This is a genomic window from Flavobacterium sp. KACC 22758 (assembly GCF_028736135.1).
GTDB classification, from domain to species: domain Bacteria; phylum Bacteroidota; class Bacteroidia; order Flavobacteriales; family Flavobacteriaceae; genus Flavobacterium; species Flavobacterium johnsoniae.
Window position 1 is genome coordinate 1393551 of the sequence record NZ_CP117878.1, and the last position, 20214, is coordinate 1413764.

Here is a 20214-nt window from a genome sequence, read left to right on the forward strand (position 1 = left end):
ATTTCAATCTAAAATCTAAAATCTGAATTCTAAAATCATTTATCCCGCTATTAATTCTTCTATTTTTTTCTCTTCTGCAATTCTTTGTAATGCTTTTTTGTAATCAGTTGGCATTACTTTTACGAAGTGCTGTTGTTGGTTTTCCCAGTCTGCTAAAATTCTTTTTGCTAATGGACTGCTTGTGTACAACGAATGATTTTTGATCAGTTTTCTTAGTTTCGTAAGATCTTCTTCTTCCATTGGGTCGAATGCAACCATTTCCATGTTACAAACTGTAGAATCGAATTTCTTATTTGGATCGTAAACATAAGCTACACCACCGCTCATACCAGCCGCGAAGTTTCTTCCTGTTTTTCCTAAAACTACTACTGTACCACCGGTCATGTATTCGCATCCGTGATCTCCAATTCCTTCAACAACTGCTGTTGCTCCAGAATTTCTCACACAGAAACGCTCTCCGGCCATTCCATTAATATAAGCCTCTCCGGTAATAGCTCCGTAAAGGGCAACGTTACCGATAATGATATTGTCTTCAGGGTTGAAGGTTGCAGTAGGAGGTACTTTTACAATTAATTTTCCTCCAGAAAGACCTTTTCCTAAATAATCATTACAGTTTCCGTGAATTTTAAATGACAATCCGTTTGTTGCGAATGCACCAAAACTTTGTCCGGCAGAACCTTCAAAATCAACTAAAATAGTGTCATCAGGTAATCCTTGTGCGCCGTAGATTTTTGAGATTTCGTTACTCAAAATCGCACCTACAGAACGGTCTGTATTTTTAATTTTAAAGGTTACTCTTGTTTTCTCTTTTCTATAGATAGACGGAATAGCTTCTTTGATAATATCAAAATCCAATACGTTTTCAAGTTGGTGATCTTGAGTAGTTGTATTATGATTAGGCTGTGTTTTCGCTTTTTCCGGTTTGTATAGAATTGATGACAAGTCTAAGCCATTTGCTTTATAATGTTTGATGGCTTTGTTCACATTTAATTTTTGTGACTGACCTACCATTTCTTTTAAAGTTCTGAAACCTAACTGCGCCATGATTTCTCTTAACTCTTCAGCAATAAAATACATGAAGTTGATTACGTGCTCTGGAGTTCCTTTGAAATTCTTTCTCAATTCAGGATCCTGAGTTGCAATACCAACTGGGCAGGTATTTAAGTGACAAGCTCTCATCATGATACATCCAGAAGCTACAAGCGGCGCAGTTGCGAAACCGAATTCCTCAGCTCCTAATAAAGCTGCGATTGCAACGTCACGACCTGTTTTTAACTGTCCGTCGCACTCTAAAACTACACGGCTTCTTAAATCGTTTAAGATCAAAGTCTGCTGAGCTTCAGCTAAACCAAGTTCCCACGGAATACCTGTGTGCTGTAAAGAGGTTAATGGAGCAGCTCCCGTTCCTCCGTCGTAACCAGAAATTAAGATTACGTCAGCTTTAGCTTTGGCAACACCGGCAGCGATGGTTCCAACTCCAACCTCAGAAACTAATTTCACGTTGATACGAGCTTCACGGTTTGCATTTTTCAAATCGTAAATCAACTGAGATAAATCCTCAATTGAGTAAATATCGTGGTGAGGAGGAGGCGAAATCAAACCTACATAAGGTGTAGAGTTTCTGGTTTCTGCAATCCAAGGCACTACTTTTTCTCCAGGTAACTGTCCACCTTCACCAGGTTTCGCACCTTGAGCCATTTTAATCTGGATTTCTTTAGCATTTGTCAAATAGTTGATCGAAACACCAAAACGTCCTGATGCAACTTGTTTGATCGCACTGTTTCTAGAATCTCCGTTAATTTCTTTCTGGAAACGTTTTGGATCTTCTCCACCTTCTCCAGAGTTACTTTTTCCGCCAATTCTGTTCATTGCAATTGCTAAATTCTCGTGTGCTTCTCTAGAAATAGATCCGTAAGACATGGCACCCGTTTTGAATTTCTTTACAATTTCTGTCCAAGGCTCTACTTCATCAATAGAAATTGGGTCTAAATTGTTGAATTCGAATAAACCTCTAATAGTCATTAAGTTTGAGCTTTGCTCGTTAACGGCATTTGAGTATTCTTTATAACTTTCTGGGCTGTTTAAACGAACTGCCTGTTGTAATTTAGAAATAGTGGTTGGGTTAAACATGTGTTTTTCTCCACCACGTCTCCATCTGTAAATACCTCCAATTTCAAGAGAAAGCAAGTTTGCAATTTTTGAATTTGGGAAAGCTTTTTGGAAACGTTTTTTAACTTCTTTCTCTACTTCCATTAAACCAATTCCTTCAATTCTTGATGGAGTGTAAGGGAAGTATTTAGATGTAAATGTTTTGTTTAAACCTAAAATCTCGAAAATCTGAGCAGCTCTGTATGAATGTAAAGTAGAGATACCAATTTTGTTCATGATTTTCACGATTCCTTTTGCAATCGCTTTGTTGTAGTTTACAACAGCATAATCAGCTTTTACTTTTGTGATGAAACCTTTTTCAACTTGATCGTGAATGATTTCGTTTACCATGTAAGGGTTGATTGCACTTGCACCATATCCAAACAATAAAGCAAAATGATGAGGTTCTCTTGGTTCTGCAGATTCGATGATGATTCCGAATTTAGAACGAACCTGTAAAATGTTCAAAGAGTGGTGAATGTAAGAACAAGCCAATAACATTGGAATTGGAGCTAATTCTTCGCTCACGCCTCTATCAGATAAGATGATGATGTTGCATCCTTCTTCAACCGCTTTAAAAGTTGCCTGAACACATTTTTCAAGCGCACGCTCTAAACCGTTAACTCCTTTTTCTATTTTGTATAAAGTAGAAATAGTAGCCGATTTGAAATCTGGGTGATCTATATTTCTAATTTTATCCAAATCCTCATTAGAAACAACTGGATTTTGGATTTTTAATTTTTTACATTGTTTAGATTCAATTTCGAAAATATTGAAATCTCCACCAATCGCTAAACTGATATCAGTGATGATTTCTTCACGAATACCATCCAACGGCGGGTTTGTAACCTGAGCAAACAATTGTTTGAAGTAATTGTACAACAACTGAGGCTGATCTGAAAGAACTGCTAAAGGTGTATCGTTACCCATAGAACTGATTGCTTCAGCTCCGTCGCTGCCCATTGGGTTGATGATTGTTTTTAAATCTTCGATAGTATAACCAAACAAACGCTGTCTTGTTAAGAAATCTAATTTTTCAACAGGAGTAGGGTTATTTGTGTAAGGAACGCTGGCTAAAGGTAACAAGTTTTCGTCAACCCATTGCTGGTAAGGACGTTTTGTAACTATCGCTTTTTTAACTTCTTCGTCTTCGATGATACGGCCTTCGTTCATATCAACCAAGAACATTTTTCCTGGCTCTAAACGACCGTGCTGAATTACATCTTCTGGATCGATGTCTAATACACCAATTTCAGATGACATAATTACGAATCCGCTTTTCGTTAATGTATAACGAGAAGGACGCAATCCGTTTCTGTCTAGTAAAGCACCAATTACGTTTCCATCTGTAAACGGAATAGAAGCAGGGCCATCCCAAGGCTCCATGATACAAGCATTGTACTCATAGAAAGCTCTTTTTTCCGGAGACATTGTCTGGTGTTTTTCCCAAGCTTCAGGAACAACCATCATCATTGCCTCTGGAAGAGAACGGCCAGTCATTAATAAAAGTTCAATTACCATATCCATAGAAGCAGAATCTGATTTTCCTTCTAAGATAATTGGGAATAATTTTTTGATATCATCGCCAAAAACTTTGCTCTGCATAAGCTCTTCACGAGCACGCATACGGCTTACGTTTCCACGAAGTGTATTGATCTCGCCATTATGACACATGTATCTAAACGGCTGAGCTAGGTCCCAAGATGGGAATGTATTTGTAGAGAAACGCTGGTGTACAAGTGCTAAACGAGTCACCAAGTCTGGATCTTTCAAATCTATATAATAACGGCTGATGTCTTCCGGCATCAATAGACCTTTATATATTATAGTAGTTGTCGATAAACTAGTAAAATAAAACATGTGGCTTTCTGAGGTTTTAGATCCTCTTACGGCGTGTTCAGCAATTTTTCTAGCTGCAAAAAGTTTTGCATTAAATTCTTGTTCAGTTAAATCCTGACCGTTTTTAGAAACGAAAACTTGTTTAACTGTTGGTTCTTTTTCTGCGGCGATTTCACCTAGATTTTCAACGTCAACGGGTACATCTCTCCAACCTAAAACTTTTAAGTTTTGGTCTTTGATTGTAGCTTCAAATGCATTAATACAAAAAGAAACCTGGTTTTTGCTTTTTGGTAAAAAAACCATTCCTACTGCATACTCACGCGCTTCTGGGATTTCAAAGTCACAAACTTTCTTAAAAAAATCATGAGGAATGTCGAATAAAATTCCGGCCCCGTCACCAGTTCTTCCATCAGAACTTACGGCACCACGATGTTCCAATTTAATTAAGATGTCTAATGCTTTGTGAATAATATCATTTGACTTAATACCATTCAAATTACAAATAAATCCTGCACCACAATTGTCGTGTTCAAATTCAGGCAGATAAAGCCCTTGTTCTTTAACTCTCATTCTTGATATTTTTTTTACAAAAATAAAGATTTCGTTAAACATAATGTAGTGAAATTATCTATTCGCTTTCATTTTTGTAGTAATATTAGAAAAAGGGTTCTTAAATGATAATATTATTATATAAACCATTGCGAATTATCAAAATCATAATTGAGAATAAAATATATTAAGAAAAATCGTCGCAAGGCCAATAAATTCAGTGAATTTTTTGTTAAATATCAAACGTTTTCTGCGATTTGTGTTAACATTAACAAATTGTTCCGTTAACGATTTGTTTGCGTTGAGAAATATTCAACGGTTTATACCTGTATACAATATTATTTAATTGAAAAAGATTTTACTATTAAGTTGTATTTTGTTACTTTTGTCGCACTTTTATTCTGAAATAAATTCAGAACCAGACAAATTCTATATTATGAACATACACGAATATCAAGGAAAAGAAATTTTAGCGAGTTACGGAGTACGCGTACAACGCGGAATTGTGGCTAACAATGCGGTTGAAGCTGTAGCTGCTGCAAAACAATTAACTGCCGAAACTGGTACAGGATGGCATGTAATAAAAGCACAAATTCACGCAGGTGGTCGTGGAAAAGGTGGTGGAGTTAAGCTGGCAAAAAACTTACAACAAGTTGAAGAGTTAGCAGAACAAATCATCGGAATGCAGTTGATTACACCTCAGACTCCGCCTGAAGGTAAAAAAGTAAATAAGGTATTAGTTGCAGAAGATGTTTACTATCCAGGTGAAAGCGAAACTTCTGAATTTTATGTTTCTGTTTTATTGAATAGAGGTACAGGACGCAACATGATTATGTATTCTACTGAAGGTGGAATGGATATCGAAGAAGTTGCTGAACATACTCCACACTTAATCTTTACTGAAGAAATTGATCCAACTGTTGGGTTACAAGGTTTTCAAGCTAGAAGAATTGCTTTTAACTTAGGACTTTCTGGAAATGCTTTCAAAGAAATGGTTAAATTCATCGACGCACTTTACAATGCTTACATTGGTTCTGATGCTTCTATGTTTGAAATCAACCCAGTTTTAAAAACTTCTGATAACAAAATCTTAGCTGTTGATGCTAAAGTTAACATCGACGATAACGCTTTATACAGACAACCTAAATATGCTGAAATGAGAGATATCCGTGAGGAGAATCCAATCGAAGTTGAAGCTAAAGAAGTTGGTCTTAACTATGTTGACCTTGACGGTACTGTAGGATGTATGGTAAACGGAGCTGGTCTTGCAATGGCAACTATGGATTTAATTAAATACGCTGGTTTTGAGCCTGCTAACTTCCTTGACGTTGGTGGAACTGCTGATGCTAAACGTGTTGAAACAGCTTTCAGAATTATCTTGAAAGATCCAAACGTAAAAGCTATCTTAATTAACATCTTCGGAGGAATCGTTCGTTGTGACCGTGTTGCTCAAGGTGTTGTTGACGCTTACAAAAACATGGGAGACGCTATTAAAGTGCCAATTATCGTTCGTTTGCAAGGAACAAATGCTGAAATTGCAAAAGAATTAATTGACAACTCTGGTATGCCAATCTTATCTGCAGTTCAATTCCAAGAAGCTGCTGACCAAGTTAAAGCTGCTCTTTCTTAATTAAAATAAGAAATCAATTTATATAGAAAATCCCTCCATTTCGGAGGGATTTTTTTGGAGTTAATTTAACCGCAAAGGGCGCAAGTTTTTTGTCAAGGATTATGAATACAAACGCAAAGTTCGCAAAGCCAAATCGATAAAATTTTGTGGATTTTATTTCAATATAGCCCGTGGTTTCAACCACGGAGACGCTCAGTGACATACAGATTTGATAAACAAATTGTGATATGCATTGTGTCTCCTTGGTTGAAACCACGGGCTATGTTTTAAAATTAGGAACTTTATTAAAATCTATTGGTAACAAAAAATTCGCAAAGCTATATGTTTAAAATTTTAGCCACAGATTATACAGATTAATACAGATTTTTTTAAATCTTTCTAATCCTAACAATCAGTAGCTAAAAACTTTGCGAACTTTGCGTTCCCGATAGCTATCGGGATTGCGCTCTTTGCGGTTAAAAAAATACTATTTCAAAACAGTCGCCAAATCTACAAGTTCAAATGCAGGATCATGAGATATAAATTCTCTAATCAATGCAGCATGTCCAGCGCCGACTAAAATCATTATTTTATTATCTGTACTTTCAGTCAGTTTTTGAATTAAAGAATACATATATAAATTTCTTTTGTACCAATTTGCAACTAAAGATGCTCCAGTAAAATCATCTGGATTTCCACCTCTGTTTGCTACTTCCAAATACCATTGAATATTTTCATTTTCGGATTGTTTTGTATTGTAATACAGCATCATTTCTTGTAAAGAACTTTTTCTAATTTTTTCGTTATGCTGCTTTTCGAAATTTTCCGTCACCACTTTATTTCTCTGTATTAAATCCTTTTGGTTTGCTTTTTCCATTGCCATCATTAAACTGTCATATCGAAAAGAAGTGTAAAGATTCATTCCGTATAATTTTTTATGATTCAGTTTTTTAGCTGTACGAAGTGCCAGTTGTGTTATTTCACTTTTGTTGTTTTTAAAAAGACTGTCAGTATTTTTATTATAAAACTTATCCAAGTCGGTTTGTTTGCTAAATTCCCATTCTACAAATATTTTATCAGGTCCAAACTTTTTGATTTTGTCACTCATAATTTCGAGTTCCTTTTGGCTCTTTTCAGACATAATGCTGAAACTATTTAGCTGGGCAACATCAAGACCTGGATTTGCATAATGAAAAGTTCCAATTAATAAAACCTGTTTCTTTTTTATTTGAGATGATGAAAGATTAAATGTAAGAAGTGCTAGTAATAAAATGATTTTCTGCATGATTGTTTTGATTTAGATTCACAACAAATGTATAAGTGTGTTAGAAGCGTTTTTCTCATTTTTGATGAATTACAGGTTTTATTTGATCAAGTGCTCAAATTTTACTTTCAAAAAGTTGGTATATGATTTTTGATGTTTTGTCACTAAGAAAAACTGGTTTTGTATAAACAACACTTTCGTTTCAGTGTATAATTGTATTTTTGGTTTCATAACTGTTTTCTATGAAACTTAAAATACCTTTTTACTACCATATTATTCTTTTTGCCGGGTTGTTTTTAACCTTTTGTCTTTGGGATTACGGAATAAATAACCGACTAGAGATGGTACAGCAAACCAAAATTTATTTCTGGCTTACATCGACTTTTATGCTTTCGGTTTTTGCGTCTTACCTTCTCAATTTTTATACTTTTTGCAGCTGGTTTTTAAACAAAAAGAAAATTCTTTTTTACTTTTTAAGTATTCCGGTTTCTTTAGTCATTTTTGCAGGTATAAGGTATTTTTTTCAGGAAATAATTATGTTTCATTTTACAGGAATGCATAATTATTTTGAAGAAAGCAGAGAAATAACGTTCTACATAAAAGACAATTTTTTATACGGACTTCCTGCTGTAATTTTAAGTGCTTTCAGTTATTTATTCTGGGAATTTCAAAATACACAGAAACAAAATCAGGAATTAATGCTGGAGAATAAAAAAGCCGAATTTCAAATGCTGAAAGCACAAGTGAGTCCGCATTTTTTATTTAATACTTTGAATTCATTTTACAGTCAGTTAATTTTAAAAGATGATAAAATGGCTTCAGATGTTTTGGTTCTTTCAGATCTGCTTCGGTATGTAATTACAGAAACAGACAAAGATGAGGCAATACTATCAAGGGAAATTCAGTTTATAAAAAACTATATTCATTTACAGAGAAAACGATTTGAAGATCAATTGTATTTAGATTTTTCTGTTGAAGGAGATTATTCTAATGAGAGAATATTGTCATCGGTATTAATTCATTTTGTTGAAAATGTTTTTAAACACGGAAAATTTAATAAAGAAAAAGAAACCGCAGTTATTTCCATTAAAATAAAAGATGAGTTTCTGGAAATCTCAACTTTTAATTATAATGCCGACGGTGAAAATTATTCCTCGACCGGAATTGGTTTTACGAACTTAATAAAAAGGTTGGAATATGCTTATAAAAACCAATTTGTTCTTGAAAAAAGCGAAGAAAATAATACCTTTAAGACATACTTAAAAATACCGCTAAAAAAATAATTTATGGCTTTTAAATGTATTATTGTTGATGATGAACCGCCTGCAACACGGATACTCGAAAATTATATTGGGAAAGTGAGTTTTTTAGAAAAAACCGAAGTTTTTAACGATTCATTAAAAGCGTTAGAGTTTTTAAATACACAATCTGTTGATGTGATTTTCCTGGATATCCAAATGCCTCAATTAACAGGATTACAGATTTCCAGAATTATTTCAAAAGATATAAAAGTTATTTTTACAACTGCTTATCCTGATTTTGCATTAGAAGGGTTTGAATTAAATGCTGTTGATTATTTATTAAAACCTATATCTTTTGAACGGTTTTATCAAGCCGTTTCTAAACTGAATACTCAGTCAAAAACAGTTGTTTCAAATCAAAATAATTTACCTGATTTTTTATTTATTAAAACAGATGCAAAGAATAAATTCCAGAAGGTTTTTTTAAATGATATTTTATATGTAGAAAGTCTTCAGAATTATGTTTGTATTCATACTTCTAAACAGCAGATTATTACACATTCGTCATTGAAAAATGTAATTGAATCATTACCGGAAAACAATTTTATTCAAATACAGAAATCCTATGTTGTTTCTTTAAAACATTTAGAATCAACAGACAATTATTCTGTTTACATTAACGGAAAAGAACTTCCTATTGGAGCAGCTTATAAAGAAGCATTTTTTGATAAAATAGAGGAGAATAAGATTTAAAAGTTAACCGCAAAGTACGCTGAGATATTTACTTTTCTTTGTAATTATAAACGCAAAGTTCGCAAAGCTGGATAGATAAAGCTTTGCGAACTTTGCGTTTTTGAGTGTACAGCTGATAAAAAAAACTCAGTACCCTTTGCGGATAAATTATTTCTTATTCTTACCGTTTTTAAAAACCACTTTTTCTACAACAGCTGGTTTTCCATTTCCTTTTGGGAATGCTTTCTTTTTTGGTTTTCCGGCTGATGAACCTGATTTTGAAGAACTTTGGTCACCTCTATATTTTTCTGAATCTTTTGGAGCAGCTTTAAATTCTGGTCTTTCTTTAGAAGTTTCTTTCTTCGGAATTTCTGATTTATGTTTAGCTAAAACATCATTAGGGTTTTTAGGATTTTCTTTCGTTCCTCTTAAATGAATCACTAATCCGTTTAAGAAATTACGCAAAACCTGATCACCGCATTCCATGTAGTTTGGATGATCTTCGGCTCTAAAAAAAGCACCTAATTCTGATTTCGAAATTCTAAAATCTACTAATTCTAAAATTTCAACTATCTGGTCATCACGGAGCATCAAAGCCACGCGAAGTTTTTTAAGTATATCGTTATTTGTCATAATTTTTGTTTCAGGTTTTTCTGTTTCAAGTTTCAAGTTTTTCCAATCTGAAACTACAACACCTCATTTATTTTTTACAAAGGTAGTTTTTAAAATGATTAAAATCTAGAATTGAAATCATTTAAAGTTGTAACCAATTTATCTAAATCTTCTTTAAGATGATTGGCTGTGATTACAATTCTATTTAATGGTTCGGCTTCTTTGTTGTATCTAAAACTGGCGATAATGATTTTTTCCTGCTTTAGTTTTTTTACCAATTCATTTGATAAAAGATAAATTAAAGGGTAGTTTTTATCAAATTTAACATTACTGTTTTTAATTAAAATCGAATCAATATAATTTAAATTATCTAACAGTTTTTGATGCTGTATTTTATAAATTTCAGAAGCATCATAAATTGTTTGTACAAAAGCTGGATTCATTCCCGCAGCACTTGTAAAAGTTTCAATTTCTTTTATTGCTGTAATGAATTCAGAATCTGATGCAATAACACCGCCTGTTAATCCAAAAGCTTTTCCGAGAGACGAAACCAAGATTTTTCTTTTAATGGGAAATGAAATTGCAGCATAAATTCCAGAACCATTTTTGTTTACAATTCCCAGCGAATGTGATTCGTCAATAACCAATGTAACTTCTTTATGATTTGGAATTTCTTTTAAGAAAGATAAATCAACAGCTTTTGTTTGAAATGAAGGAACGCCATCTGTCAAAATTGTGATTTTTTCCGGTTTTGAGTCTAATAAACGATCATTCAATTTTTCATTAATAAAAACAGGCTGGCTATTTTCAATTTGAATAGCCGAATGAATTTCATTTAAATGATAAAAAACAGCTGTTTCTTTTTTTAATTTCTCTAAAACCAATTTTCCGGCCAGCATTCCCGAAGAAACGGTAACGGTGCTTTCTGATCCTATGTGAGAAGCTAAAAACGTTTCGCTGGCATCATAAGCCGTTAATTGAATATTTGCAGTTCTGGAGCTTCCGTAAGTTGTTCCCCATTTTAAGATATTCTGAATAACCAAATCCTGAAATGCTGTGTTTGTTGGAAGTCCTAAATAAGCAGTTCCGCCAAAATACAAATACTGTGCTTGGTCAATTTCAATAACTCGATCAGGAAATTTTTCGACTTTCATTTTACAGCAGTGTAACTCCCGTTCCGTTTAAATTAGAATAACTTACAACACCGTCTTTTATGGTTACGCCCGTTGCAATATCTTCTGCCAAAAGTAACGCTCCGTCCATATCTACATAATCTAATTGAGGCAGTAAGTGAGCAATGGCAGAAATCCCAACAGTAGATTCGGTCATACAGCCCACCATTGTTCTTAGTCCTAATTTTTTAGCTTCTTCAATCATGCGTTTTCCAGGTGTTAATCCGCCGCATTTTACGAGTTTTACATTCACACCATGAAAATGATTGAAACATTTTGCCACATCTTCTTCAATAATACAGCTTTCGTCTGCAATTACAGGAAGAACAGAATGTTTAAAAACTTCTTTATGACCTTCCCAATTGTCGGCTTTCATAGGCTGTTCTAGAAATTCAACACCTAGTTTTTTTAGTTCAACCGAATTATTGATTGTTTCTTCAACTCCCCAGCCGCAGTTGGCATCGATTCTAAAAATGGCATTGGTGTGTTTTCGAAGCTCTTTTACAATTTCTATATCTTCTTGAGTTCCCAGTTTGATTTTATATATCGGCCAAGGAAGTTCCTGCATTTTAGAAACCATTTTATCGATAGAAGCAATTCCGATGGTGTAATCTGTCATTGGATTTCTTTCGGTTGTATAGTTCCATAATTCGTAAAGTTTTTTACCCTTTTTGCGGGCATACAAATCATTGTAAGCAAGGTCTAATGCACACAAAGCAAACATATCATCTTTTAGATATTGATGAATTTTAGCCCAAAATACATCGGGTGTATCATTCTCAGTATCTTCAATAATACTTCTTATTTTTTCTAAATCCTGCATCATCATCGGAACTGTGATGTTGTAATACGGGTTTGATGTGGCTTCTCCAAAACCCGAAAATCCTTCACTTTGAAGTTCAACAATCAGCGAAGGCTGAAAATCAATTGATTCTCTTGAAATGGTAAAAGTATGTTTTAGTTTGAGATTGTATTCTCTTAAAATAAGTTTCATGGTTTAATGCTTGTTTTTTGTTTTTTTGAAAAATAGAATTCTAACTCTTTTTGATAGACATTTTTACGCCAATGCCTGTTTGTAAATCTGGTGCATTATCTAAATTTAAATCTTCCCGAAGATACACAAAATAAGAAAATCGCTTCGTAGAATAAGTACAAATTGCACTCCATCCTTCTAAGTCTTCATATAAATGGGAAATTGTTTTCTGCCAATGCGTATTTATCCTTTCTCCGGTTAAAACAATATAATCTATGTCGCTTTTCTTATTATAAGAATTTTGAAAATTGTAATTGATTCCATAAGAAATGTGATTGCTGTTTCTAAGTTTTACTTTGTAATTAATCAAACCTTCAAAACTGCATAAAAAATCCTGATTGCTGAGATTTACGCCATCTCCGTATTCAAAAAGATGCTGGCGTAAAACTCCGGCACTTAAACCAAAACTTAGAATATTTTTATCTTTAATAATCCTTTTTTTTATGATAGAAGATGAAATTCCAAAATCGGCTGCAGGATTGTATTTTGAAGTATTAATACCTAACTGCGCTCCAAAATTTAGGTAAATATGATGTTTTTCATTCATTTCCAGTTTTGGATAATAAGTATAATTAATATCAACTCCCGGAATCGTGAAATTATTGTTGTCCATTTTTAGAACCTTTCCGTTCTCATCTTTATATACTATTCCGGCTTTATTTATACCATAATGATATCTTGAAAACGGATCTTTTCCACCGGCAATATTGCGATGAAACCACTCGATCGATTCATCAGAAGTAAAAACCGAATAGGGATATTTACCTCGATCCAGTGAGTTGGCGCGAAGACTTAAATTGAGTTCATGATTAACGGTAAGCGGTAATGTAAAATTGAATCGGTAGGATCGAATAACACCATCGGCCTCAAACTCTTTGATTTTAGAAGGAGATTTATTTAAGTCAAAAGCAAATTCACGAACGTGCCATGGAAGATTTTTAGAATTTTCACGATCAACTGGATCTGTTAATTCGTATGATTTTACATAAGGAAGTACAACGTTTCCACTCGAAACTTCAAATGAAAAGGAGTATTTTTCAGTATTTCGAACATTGAAATTATGATTTAATCTCGAAATGTAAATTCCAAAAGGATGTGTTGAAAGTGTATTCGGTTTTATGATATCAGATGAATTTTCCAATTCTTCATTCCAAAAATCAGCTTTGTTTGATTGTGCTGCAGAAAAACAATTGACAAGTAAAAAGAGAAAAAAGAGTAAATGATATTTCATTTCAGATTTTAAAAATTTTGATAAATCTAATAAATTTTAAAAAGATTAGATTGGTTAATTTTTAAAAAAATGAATTGTTTTAACTTTTTTAAAATAAGCTTTTTAAGGTAATTGTTCCTGTAGTTTTTTAATGTCGTCACGAAGCTTGGCAGCCTGCATAAAGTCTAATTCTTTTGCTGCTTTTTCCATAGATTTTCGTTTCTCGCGAATTAGTTTTTCCAGATCAGCTTTTGATAAATAAGCTGTTTCCGGTTCGGCTGCAGCTGGAAGAGTGTGACCTAATTCGTATTCTACCAAAGGATTTTTGGTAAATGCGCTGTCGATCTTTTTATTTAAAGCCTGAGGCGTTATATTATTTTCAACGTTAAAGTTAATTTGTTTTGTTCTGCGATAATTGGTTTCGTCAATTGTTCGCTGCATACTGGCCGTAATTTTATCAGCATACATAATTGCTTTACCATTTAAGTTACGTGCAGCACGACCAATAGTTTGGGTTAAAGAACGATGATTTCTTAAGAAACCTTCCTTATCAGCGTCTAAAATAGCAACAAGAGAAACCTCCGGTAAATCTAAACCTTCACGAAGTAAGTTAACTCCAATTAAAACATCAAAAATACCTTTTCGTAAATCCTGCATGATTTCGATACGTTCTAAAGTATCTACTTCAGAATGGATGTAACGACATCGAATACTGACTTTTGTTAGATATTTAGCTAATTCTTCGGCCATTCTTTTGGTTAAAGTAGTCACTAAAACTCTCTCGTCTAATTCGCATCGAACCTGAATTTCCTCAATTAAATCATCAATTTGATTTAAACTCGGACGAACTTCGATAACTGGATCTAACAGTCCAGTTGGACGAATAATCTGTTCGACATAAATACCATCCGATTTTTGTAATTCATAATCGGCAGGAGTAGCAGAAACGTAAATCACCTGATTTTGCAATGCTTCAAACTCTTCAAATTTCAAAGGTCGGTTATCCATTGCAGCTGGTAATCTAAAACCATATTCAACCAGATTTTCTTTACGGCTGCGATCGCCTCCATACATGGCATGAACCTGAGAAACGGTTACGTGGCTTTCATCAACAACCATTAAATAATCACTTGGAAAATAATCCAGAAGACAGAAAGGTCTGGTTCCGGCTTGTCTTCCGTCAAGATAACGTGAGTAATTTTCAATTCCGGAACAATATCCTAATTCGCGAATCATTTCTAAATCGAAATTGGTTCTTTCTTCCAGACGTTTGGCTTCTAAATGTTTGCCTATTTCTTTAAAGTAATCTACTTGTTTTACTAAATCCTGCTGAATTTCCCAGATTGCACCTTGTAAAACTTCCGGAGAAGTCACAAACATATTGGCGGGGTAAATAGTCAGCCTTTTAAATTTTTCAATAACCTGCGAAGTCTTGGCGTCAAAAGATTCTATTTCTTCGATTTCATCACCAAAAAAGTGAACTCTGTAAGCATCATCTGCATAACTTGGATAGATTTCAACTGTATCACCTTTAATTCTAAAAGTTCCCGGATTAAAATCAGCTTCAGTTCTGGCATATAAACTCTGCACCAGACTGTGAAGTAATTTGGTTCTTGAAATAACCTGATCTCGGGTAATTTCGATTACATTCTTTTTAAATTCAACAGGGTTTCCAATACCGTATAAACAAGAAACTGATGCAACAACCAAAACATCACGACGTCCTGAAAGAAGGGAAGAAGTAGTGCTTAAACGCATCTTTTCGAGCTCTTCATTGATTGATAAATCTTTTTCAATAAAAACTCCCGTTACAGGCATAAAAGCTTCTGGCTGATAATAGTCGTAGTAAGAAACAAAGTATTCAACCGCATTATTAGGAAAAAATTGTTTGAATTCTGAATACAGCTGCGCCGCCAAAGTTTTGTTGTGTGCCAAAACCAGCGTAGGGCGCTGTACTTCCTGAATAACATTTGCTACAGTAAAAGTTTTACCAGATCCTGTAACTCCTAATAAAGTTTGATATTTTTCTCCGTCGACTACACCTTGCGCCAGTTTTTGTATGGCTTGAGGCTGATCTCCTTTTGGACTATAATCTGAAGTTACTTGGAAACTCATTTGTTACTGATGAAAAATTAGTTTTGTAAAGATACAAAGTTTGAATGCTATTCTAAAAAATTAATGACAGCATCATTTGTAATTTTAGGCTGATCGATTGTTAAAAAATGCCCTGCATCTTTTATGATTTTTGTCTTGCTGTTTGCTAAATATTTTTGTGCACGTTCTAAACTTTCTTTTGAATTAATAACGTCTTTATCGCCAATTATAACCAAAACCGGATTTTGTATTAATAAAAGTTCTTTATCTGAAAAAGGATGCATTTTAAGCATACTGGAGTTTGATTTTGCATATTTATTGGCCAGATAAAATTGTCTTTTATAAACTGGACTTATTTTTTCGGGATGAGTTGAAAATGTAGAAAGTGTTTTTCCGAATTTTTTCTCACTCGGAAAAAGTTTCAGCATTAAAGCAGAAGTTGTTTTGCCGACTTTATCAATAAATTTGAATGTCTGCGCCGGACTCAATAGAACAATTTTATCAATTAAATTCGGTTTTTGAGTGGCTAATAATGTTGCGATCCAGCCGCCTCTTGATGCACCTATAATGTCAAATTTCTTGAGTTTATAATAGCTGAAAATTTCGTTGTAATAAACCAGAATATCTTCTGATGAAAGTGGTTTTGCCGTTAAGTGCGATTTATTGGGTTCCATTATAAAATCGATGGAATAAATGCGATGATTTTTGGCTAAAACCTTAATGTTTGGATACCACATTGTAGAGCTGGCATCCATTCCATGTAGTAATACTAAATCTTTTCCGTTTTTTGGACCTGCAATGATTACATGAGCTGTTCCAAAACTGGTTTTGACATCTTCTTCAGTATATGGAATTTCCCAAAGTTTTAAGGACTTGTTATAAGCGGTTTGGTATTTTTGTTCTTCGCTTTTAGTTTTAAAAACATAATCTTCAAATTTTGCTTTTTTGGAAGCGCAGCTGGTAACTAAAAATAATACAATAAATAGGCGGGAATATAGTTTTAGCATAGTGATAAAATTCTGGTTTTAACATTAAAGTTACGATTATCGTAAACGAATGATGTATCAGAATTTTATTTTAAAGTATCATAATTTTAAGATTGTTCTCTTTTTGATGTCAAATAGTATACTTGCACCAAAGCTAAAATAGCATTTGGAATAATTACAGGTAAAAGCCATTGTCTCATATCTCTATAATCATTTAAAAAAATACCATAGATAACAAAACAAATACAGCCAAACATATTAATGAATCGAATGGTTCTGAGGTTTTTCAGCATAAAACCACCTACAATAAAAACAGATGCGAGATAACCTATATATTCTGCCATAATCTTGATTTTAAATAGTTGATACTAAATGTAGCAAAACCAAATTATAAAATCAATATTTTGTATTGAAAATCAGGAGTTTATATAATCCATTTTTTCTGTTCTATTTCGTTTAAAAAGCTCCATGCCACAATACGGCTGTTTTTTTGTCCTTGTGACATTTCAATTGTTTTAACTGAAACGGCATTTACCTTTTTTAGGGTTTTATATATAGAGGAAAGATTTTCTTTTTTAGAAACCAATGTTGTAAACCACAAAACTTGTGAAGTATATTTGACACTTTCATAAATTATTTGTGTTATGAAGCCAATTTCACCTCCATTGCACCACAATTCGGCATTTTGGCCTCCAAAATTTAAAACAGGATTTGTGTTTTTCTTTTCTTTCGGATTTAAATTCGAAACTTTTCTGGAAGTGCTTTTGTTTGCTTCTTCTGCTGATGCATGAAAAGGCGGATTACACATGGTGAATGTAAAACGATCTTCGGGAATTATAATGTTTTTGAAAATAAACCGGGGTTCTGTCTGCTGTTGTAAACTTATAGCATCAATTAATCTTGGATTTGCTTCTATGATTTTGCTGGCATTTTCAATCGAGGTTTTGTAAATGTCTGTTGCAACAAAACTCCAATTATAAATAGAATTTCCTAATATCGGATAGATTAAATTGGCGCCCGTTCCTATATCAAGTCCCATAACAGAATTGCCTTCTGGAATTTTACCATTATTTGTTTCTTTTAATAAATCGGCTAGATAGTGAATATAATCAGCGCGTCCCGGAATGGGCGGGCAGAGGTAATTTTTAGGAATATCCCAGTTTTGAATATCGTAATAAGTTTGCAGTAAAGCTTTGTTTAAAGTTTTTACAGCAAGCGGATTACTGAAATCAACGGTTTCGATTCCGTGTTTGTTTATCGAAATAAAAGCCTTTAATTCGGGACAATTAGAGATAAGAAGTTCAAAATCATATCGGGAACGATGAAGATTTCTAGGATGTAAATTGTCTTTTTGTGAATTGTTTTCTGCTTTCATTTAGATTTATTTCAGTGCAAAGATAGGCATTCCTTTTTTGGGATTGAGAATTCTAAACGAATGTAAATATTACAACAATAGATTTAATCAAAACATTCCATTAGCAGTAAATCACCATTTGAATGAGAAATAGTTACAAGACCATCTTTTGCAACAGAATTACTGCTTCCGGTTCTATACCCCATGGTTAAGGTGTCATTTTGCAGAGGATATTCTAAGTTGGTTGAATAAATACCATTTACAACCCCAATTGGAATCAATGAAATAGGTGTTTTTGCTGTATACCATTTTTCGAATTTCGTTGGAAGAAGGAAAATCTTAGAATGATCGTCGAGAATTACAATTTTTATTAAATCACGGTAACGAACTATATTCGTAAGGTTTGTAATTGTATGATCGGCACGTTTTCCGGTTGCCCAGACTACATTTACGGCAGGGATTTTTCTTTTAACCAGATAATCAAAAGCTTTCTCTAAATCGGTTTTGTCCTGATCTGGTGTATGAACAATTTCGATAGGATATTGTGAAGTTTTATACACTTCCGGATCGAAACCGCGGTCAAAATCTCCCAGAAGCACATCGACTTTAATTCCTAATTCAATTACTCTTTCAATAGCAGAGTCTAACACTATAACAAGCGGAGACCATTCTAGCAATTGGCCTAATAATTCGGGATTACAGGCAGCTCCATTGGCAATTATTAAAGCAGGTTCCTGATCGTCGCGTACAATATGGTGTGAAGACATTTAGAGTTGATTTTAAATATGCTGCAAATGTACGAAAGTTATGGGCTTTGACTGGTATCAGTTCACTTAATTGACTTTAAAAGCTACTGCATCAACTTCTATCTGCATATTGTCGAGAGCTAATCTTGGAACTGGAATTAAGGTACTGGCAGGAAAAGGTTTGTTTTTCCAGGTTTTACGAATTTCTTCTTCCCATATTTTTAGTTTTTCTGAGGAATGACCGACTATTAGAACTGTAATTTTCATCACATTTTCTGGCTTTAGCTGGTAACTGTTTAAAATCGTTGTCAGGTTTTTTAAAGCCGTTTGAACTTGCTCTCTAAAGGCGGGGCTTAAAATATGTTCTTTGCCTAAACCACCGCTCTGACCTGAAATATAAACCAGCTCTCCAGGTGTTTTTACAGAAGATGCGTGACTGAAACCATACGGAGTGGGATTAAATAAAGAATCAGGATTTTTAAAAGTTTGCGCTTTTGTCTGGAATATGAAAACGCATAATAAAAGGGAAATTAAATGTTTCATGTTTTAAAAATTAAAATTAAGAGCACAAAGGTTTCGTAATTCTAATTTTTAAAACATTTACATATGTTGAGGTTTTGCTGTTTTAGCAGTTTTTTTGTCTACAAGATTAATCAAGCAGTCTTCTGTGATAATTTATCTGTCCTAAATGATAACCTAAATGTGCAGCAAGATGAACTAAGAAAAATCCGGTTGTCATTTCTTTTTCAAAAACAATCTGCGGGTAAACTGCAGTTAAATCATCTTCGGTTAAAGAATCCAGTGCATTGTTTACAACTAAAATAGTGTCTTCAATTTTTTGGATTAATTCTGATCTCGGCACATCTTTTAGAGAAAATTCTAAAGGACGGTTTCTAATATATCCTGTTTTTCCAATTTCGGCTCCAATGTAAGTATTGATGTTTCCAATTAAATGCAGGCAAAGATTACCTCCAGAATTAGAAATGTTTTTTTCAATGTCCCAAATGTGGTTTTCGTATTCATACGATTCAATTTCGAATTTCAATTTATTTAAATCTCTATTAAAAAGTATTTTTAGTGTTTCGATTAACATGTTTTTTAGCTGAAAGTTAAGAAGAATAATTCACTGCCCGGAAAATCAATCTCTGTTTTTTATTGGGATCCATATTTCTTCTTCAGAGTCTGGATCATCTTTTTTGTATTTATGGTCCATTACTGCAAAATGCGGTCTGTTATCAACAGTATATTTTGAATTTGGAAGCCATTCTGTAAAAATAGGATGATAGGTTTTGTGCGCTTCTGAGGCTGGCCCGTAATGAACAAAAACGGCATATAAGCCATCCGGAACAATTAAAGTTTCCAGGTTTTCTGGAATAGTATCTAAATTTTGGACTTCAACGGCGGCCCATTTTTGAAATGTTTTAGAAGGATCAAAATTGTCAAAATGATCTAAAGTATAAACCTCAAGAGAATACAAATTATCGTCAATAGTATTTTTGATATTCTTACGGCTGGGCATAAAACTGCTCCATAATTCAAATGTTTTATTTTCTATAAAAGACATTTCAATATGTTTTCCGATGAGTTTTTTTTCGCTCAAAGTCTCAATTCTAGCTTCCATATTT

Annotated in this window: 17 protein-coding genes; 3 read left to right on the forward strand and 14 right to left on the reverse strand. The window is 33.6% G+C overall.

The annotated features are described in order from the left end of the window. Positions 1–39: 39 nt before the first annotated feature. Positions 40–4557 (reverse strand): glutamate synthase large subunit, encoded by a 4518-nt coding sequence (gene gltB, locus PQ462_RS05905; RefSeq protein WP_274252722.1) that lies wholly within the window; start codon positions 4555–4557, stop codon positions 40–42. Between the two features lie 415 nt (positions 4558–4972). Between gltB and sucC the strand changes: the two genes are divergently transcribed. Further along, a complete protein-coding gene (gene sucC / locus PQ462_RS05910; RefSeq protein ID WP_012024229.1) occupies positions 4973–6166 on the forward strand; it encodes an ADP-forming succinate--CoA ligase subunit beta in 1194 nt (397 codons plus the stop codon). 466 nt (positions 6167–6632) lie between these two features. Here sucC and PQ462_RS05915 read toward each other — a convergent pair whose 3' ends face one another. After that, entirely contained in the window at positions 6633–7430 is a 798-nt protein-coding gene (locus tag PQ462_RS05915; protein ID WP_274252723.1) for a DUF5694 domain-containing protein, read from the reverse strand. Positions 7431–7651: 221 nt separating this feature from the next. Here PQ462_RS05915 and PQ462_RS05920 point away from each other — a divergent pair, with 221 nt between their 5' ends. Beyond that, entirely contained in the window at positions 7652–8692 is a 1041-nt protein-coding gene (locus tag PQ462_RS05920; RefSeq protein WP_274252724.1) for a sensor histidine kinase, read from the forward strand. A 3-nt stretch (positions 8693–8695) separates the two neighbouring features. Further along, on the forward strand, positions 8696–9403 hold the full coding sequence (locus tag PQ462_RS05925; protein WP_121361924.1) for a LytR/AlgR family response regulator transcription factor: 708 nt from the start codon (positions 8696–8698) through the stop codon (positions 9401–9403). A 147-nt stretch (positions 9404–9550) separates the two neighbouring features. Here the strand turns inward: PQ462_RS05925 and PQ462_RS05930 are convergent, their stop codons facing one another. The 12 genes from PQ462_RS05930 to PQ462_RS05985 form a co-directional block, all read right to left on the reverse strand. Next, the gene (locus PQ462_RS05930; protein ID WP_012024233.1) at positions 9551–10015 is read right to left on the reverse strand and encodes a DUF1456 family protein; all 465 of its coding nucleotides are present in this window, start codon (positions 10013–10015) and stop codon (positions 9551–9553) included. Between the two features lie 98 nt (positions 10016–10113). Continuing rightward, positions 10114–11148: an aminotransferase class I/II-fold pyridoxal phosphate-dependent enzyme gene (locus PQ462_RS05935; protein WP_274252725.1), complete on the reverse strand. Its 1035-nt coding sequence runs from the start codon at positions 11146–11148 to the stop codon at positions 10114–10116. 1 nt (position 11149) lies between these two features. Further along, positions 11150–12160, reverse strand: coding sequence for a dipeptide epimerase (locus PQ462_RS05940; protein WP_274252726.1), 1011 nt, complete (start codon positions 12158–12160; stop codon positions 11150–11152). Positions 12161–12200: 40 nt separating this feature from the next. Continuing rightward, a complete protein-coding gene (locus PQ462_RS05945) occupies positions 12201–13430 on the reverse strand; it encodes a hypothetical protein (protein ID WP_274252727.1) in 1230 nt (409 codons plus the stop codon). Positions 13431–13532: 102 nt separating this feature from the next. Further along, positions 13533–15524 carry an excinuclease ABC subunit UvrB gene (gene uvrB / locus PQ462_RS05950; protein WP_012024237.1) on the reverse strand — a complete coding sequence of 664 codons (1992 nt, stop codon included), beginning with the start codon at positions 15522–15524 and terminating at the stop codon, positions 13533–13535. Between the two features lie 47 nt (positions 15525–15571). After that, positions 15572–16510 (reverse strand): alpha/beta fold hydrolase, encoded by a 939-nt coding sequence (locus PQ462_RS05955; RefSeq protein WP_274252728.1) that lies wholly within the window; start codon positions 16508–16510, stop codon positions 15572–15574. 86 nt (positions 16511–16596) lie between these two features. Continuing rightward, a complete protein-coding gene (locus PQ462_RS05960) occupies positions 16597–16833 on the reverse strand; it encodes a uroporphyrinogen decarboxylase (RefSeq protein ID WP_274252729.1) in 237 nt (78 codons plus the stop codon). A gap of 80 nt (positions 16834–16913) precedes the next feature. Next, a complete protein-coding gene (gene rlmF / locus PQ462_RS05965) occupies positions 16914–17864 on the reverse strand; it encodes a 23S rRNA (adenine(1618)-N(6))-methyltransferase RlmF (RefSeq protein WP_274252730.1) in 951 nt (316 codons plus the stop codon). 83 nt (positions 17865–17947) lie between these two features. After that, a complete protein-coding gene (locus tag PQ462_RS05970; RefSeq protein WP_149208154.1) occupies positions 17948–18610 on the reverse strand; it encodes a thiamine diphosphokinase in 663 nt (220 codons plus the stop codon). A gap of 66 nt (positions 18611–18676) precedes the next feature. After that, on the reverse strand, positions 18677–19132 hold the full coding sequence (locus tag PQ462_RS05975; protein ID WP_274252731.1) for a RidA family protein: 456 nt from the start codon (positions 19130–19132) through the stop codon (positions 18677–18679). A 106-nt stretch (positions 19133–19238) separates the two neighbouring features. Beyond that, the gene (locus PQ462_RS05980) at positions 19239–19682 is read right to left on the reverse strand and encodes a DinB family protein (protein WP_274252732.1); all 444 of its coding nucleotides are present in this window, start codon (positions 19680–19682) and stop codon (positions 19239–19241) included. 45 nt (positions 19683–19727) lie between these two features. Further along, positions 19728–20210 carry a GyrI-like domain-containing protein gene (locus tag PQ462_RS05985; protein WP_012024245.1) on the reverse strand — a complete coding sequence of 161 codons (483 nt, stop codon included), beginning with the start codon at positions 20208–20210 and terminating at the stop codon, positions 19728–19730. Positions 20211–20214: the final 4 nt, after the last annotated feature.

Bases quoted from the DNA above. Each gene is read 5' to 3' on its own strand.
- gltB (WP_274252722.1), bottom strand. From the start codon at position 4,557: ATGAGAGTTAAAGAACAAGGGCTTTATCTGCCTGAATTTGAACACGAC.
- sucC (WP_012024229.1), top strand. From the start codon at position 4,973: ATGAACATACACGAATATCAAGGAAAAGAAATTTTAGCGAGTTACGGA.
- PQ462_RS05915 (WP_274252723.1), bottom strand. From the start codon at position 7,430: ATGCAGAAAATCATTTTATTACTAGCACTTCTTACATTTAATCTTTCA.
- PQ462_RS05920 (WP_274252724.1), top strand. From the start codon at position 7,652: ATGAAACTTAAAATACCTTTTTACTACCATATTATTCTTTTTGCCGGG.
- PQ462_RS05925 (WP_121361924.1), top strand. From the start codon at position 8,696: ATGGCTTTTAAATGTATTATTGTTGATGATGAACCGCCTGCAACACGG.
- PQ462_RS05930 (WP_012024233.1), bottom strand. From the start codon at position 10,015: ATGACAAATAACGATATACTTAAAAAACTTCGCGTGGCTTTGATGCTC.
- PQ462_RS05935 (WP_274252725.1), bottom strand. From the start codon at position 11,148: ATGAAAGTCGAAAAATTTCCTGATCGAGTTATTGAAATTGACCAAGCA.
- PQ462_RS05940 (WP_274252726.1), bottom strand. From the start codon at position 12,160: ATGAAACTTATTTTAAGAGAATACAATCTCAAACTAAAACATACTTTT.
- PQ462_RS05945 (WP_274252727.1), bottom strand. From the start codon at position 13,430: ATGAAATATCATTTACTCTTTTTTCTCTTTTTACTTGTCAATTGTTTT.
- uvrB (WP_012024237.1), bottom strand. From the start codon at position 15,524: ATGAGTTTCCAAGTAACTTCAGATTATAGTCCAAAAGGAGATCAGCCT.
- PQ462_RS05955 (WP_274252728.1), bottom strand. From the start codon at position 16,510: ATGCTAAAACTATATTCCCGCCTATTTATTGTATTATTTTTAGTTACC.
- PQ462_RS05960 (WP_274252729.1), bottom strand. From the start codon at position 16,833: ATGGCAGAATATATAGGTTATCTCGCATCTGTTTTTATTGTAGGTGGT.
- rlmF (WP_274252730.1), bottom strand. From the start codon at position 17,864: ATGAAAGCAGAAAACAATTCACAAAAAGACAATTTACATCCTAGAAAT.
- PQ462_RS05970 (WP_149208154.1), bottom strand. From the start codon at position 18,610: ATGTCTTCACACCATATTGTACGCGACGATCAGGAACCTGCTTTAATA.
- PQ462_RS05975 (WP_274252731.1), bottom strand. From the start codon at position 19,132: ATGAAACATTTAATTTCCCTTTTATTATGCGTTTTCATATTCCAGACA.
- PQ462_RS05980 (WP_274252732.1), bottom strand. From the start codon at position 19,682: ATGTTAATCGAAACACTAAAAATACTTTTTAATAGAGATTTAAATAAA.
- PQ462_RS05985 (WP_012024245.1), bottom strand. From the start codon at position 20,210: ATGGAAGCTAGAATTGAGACTTTGAGCGAAAAAAAACTCATCGGAAAA.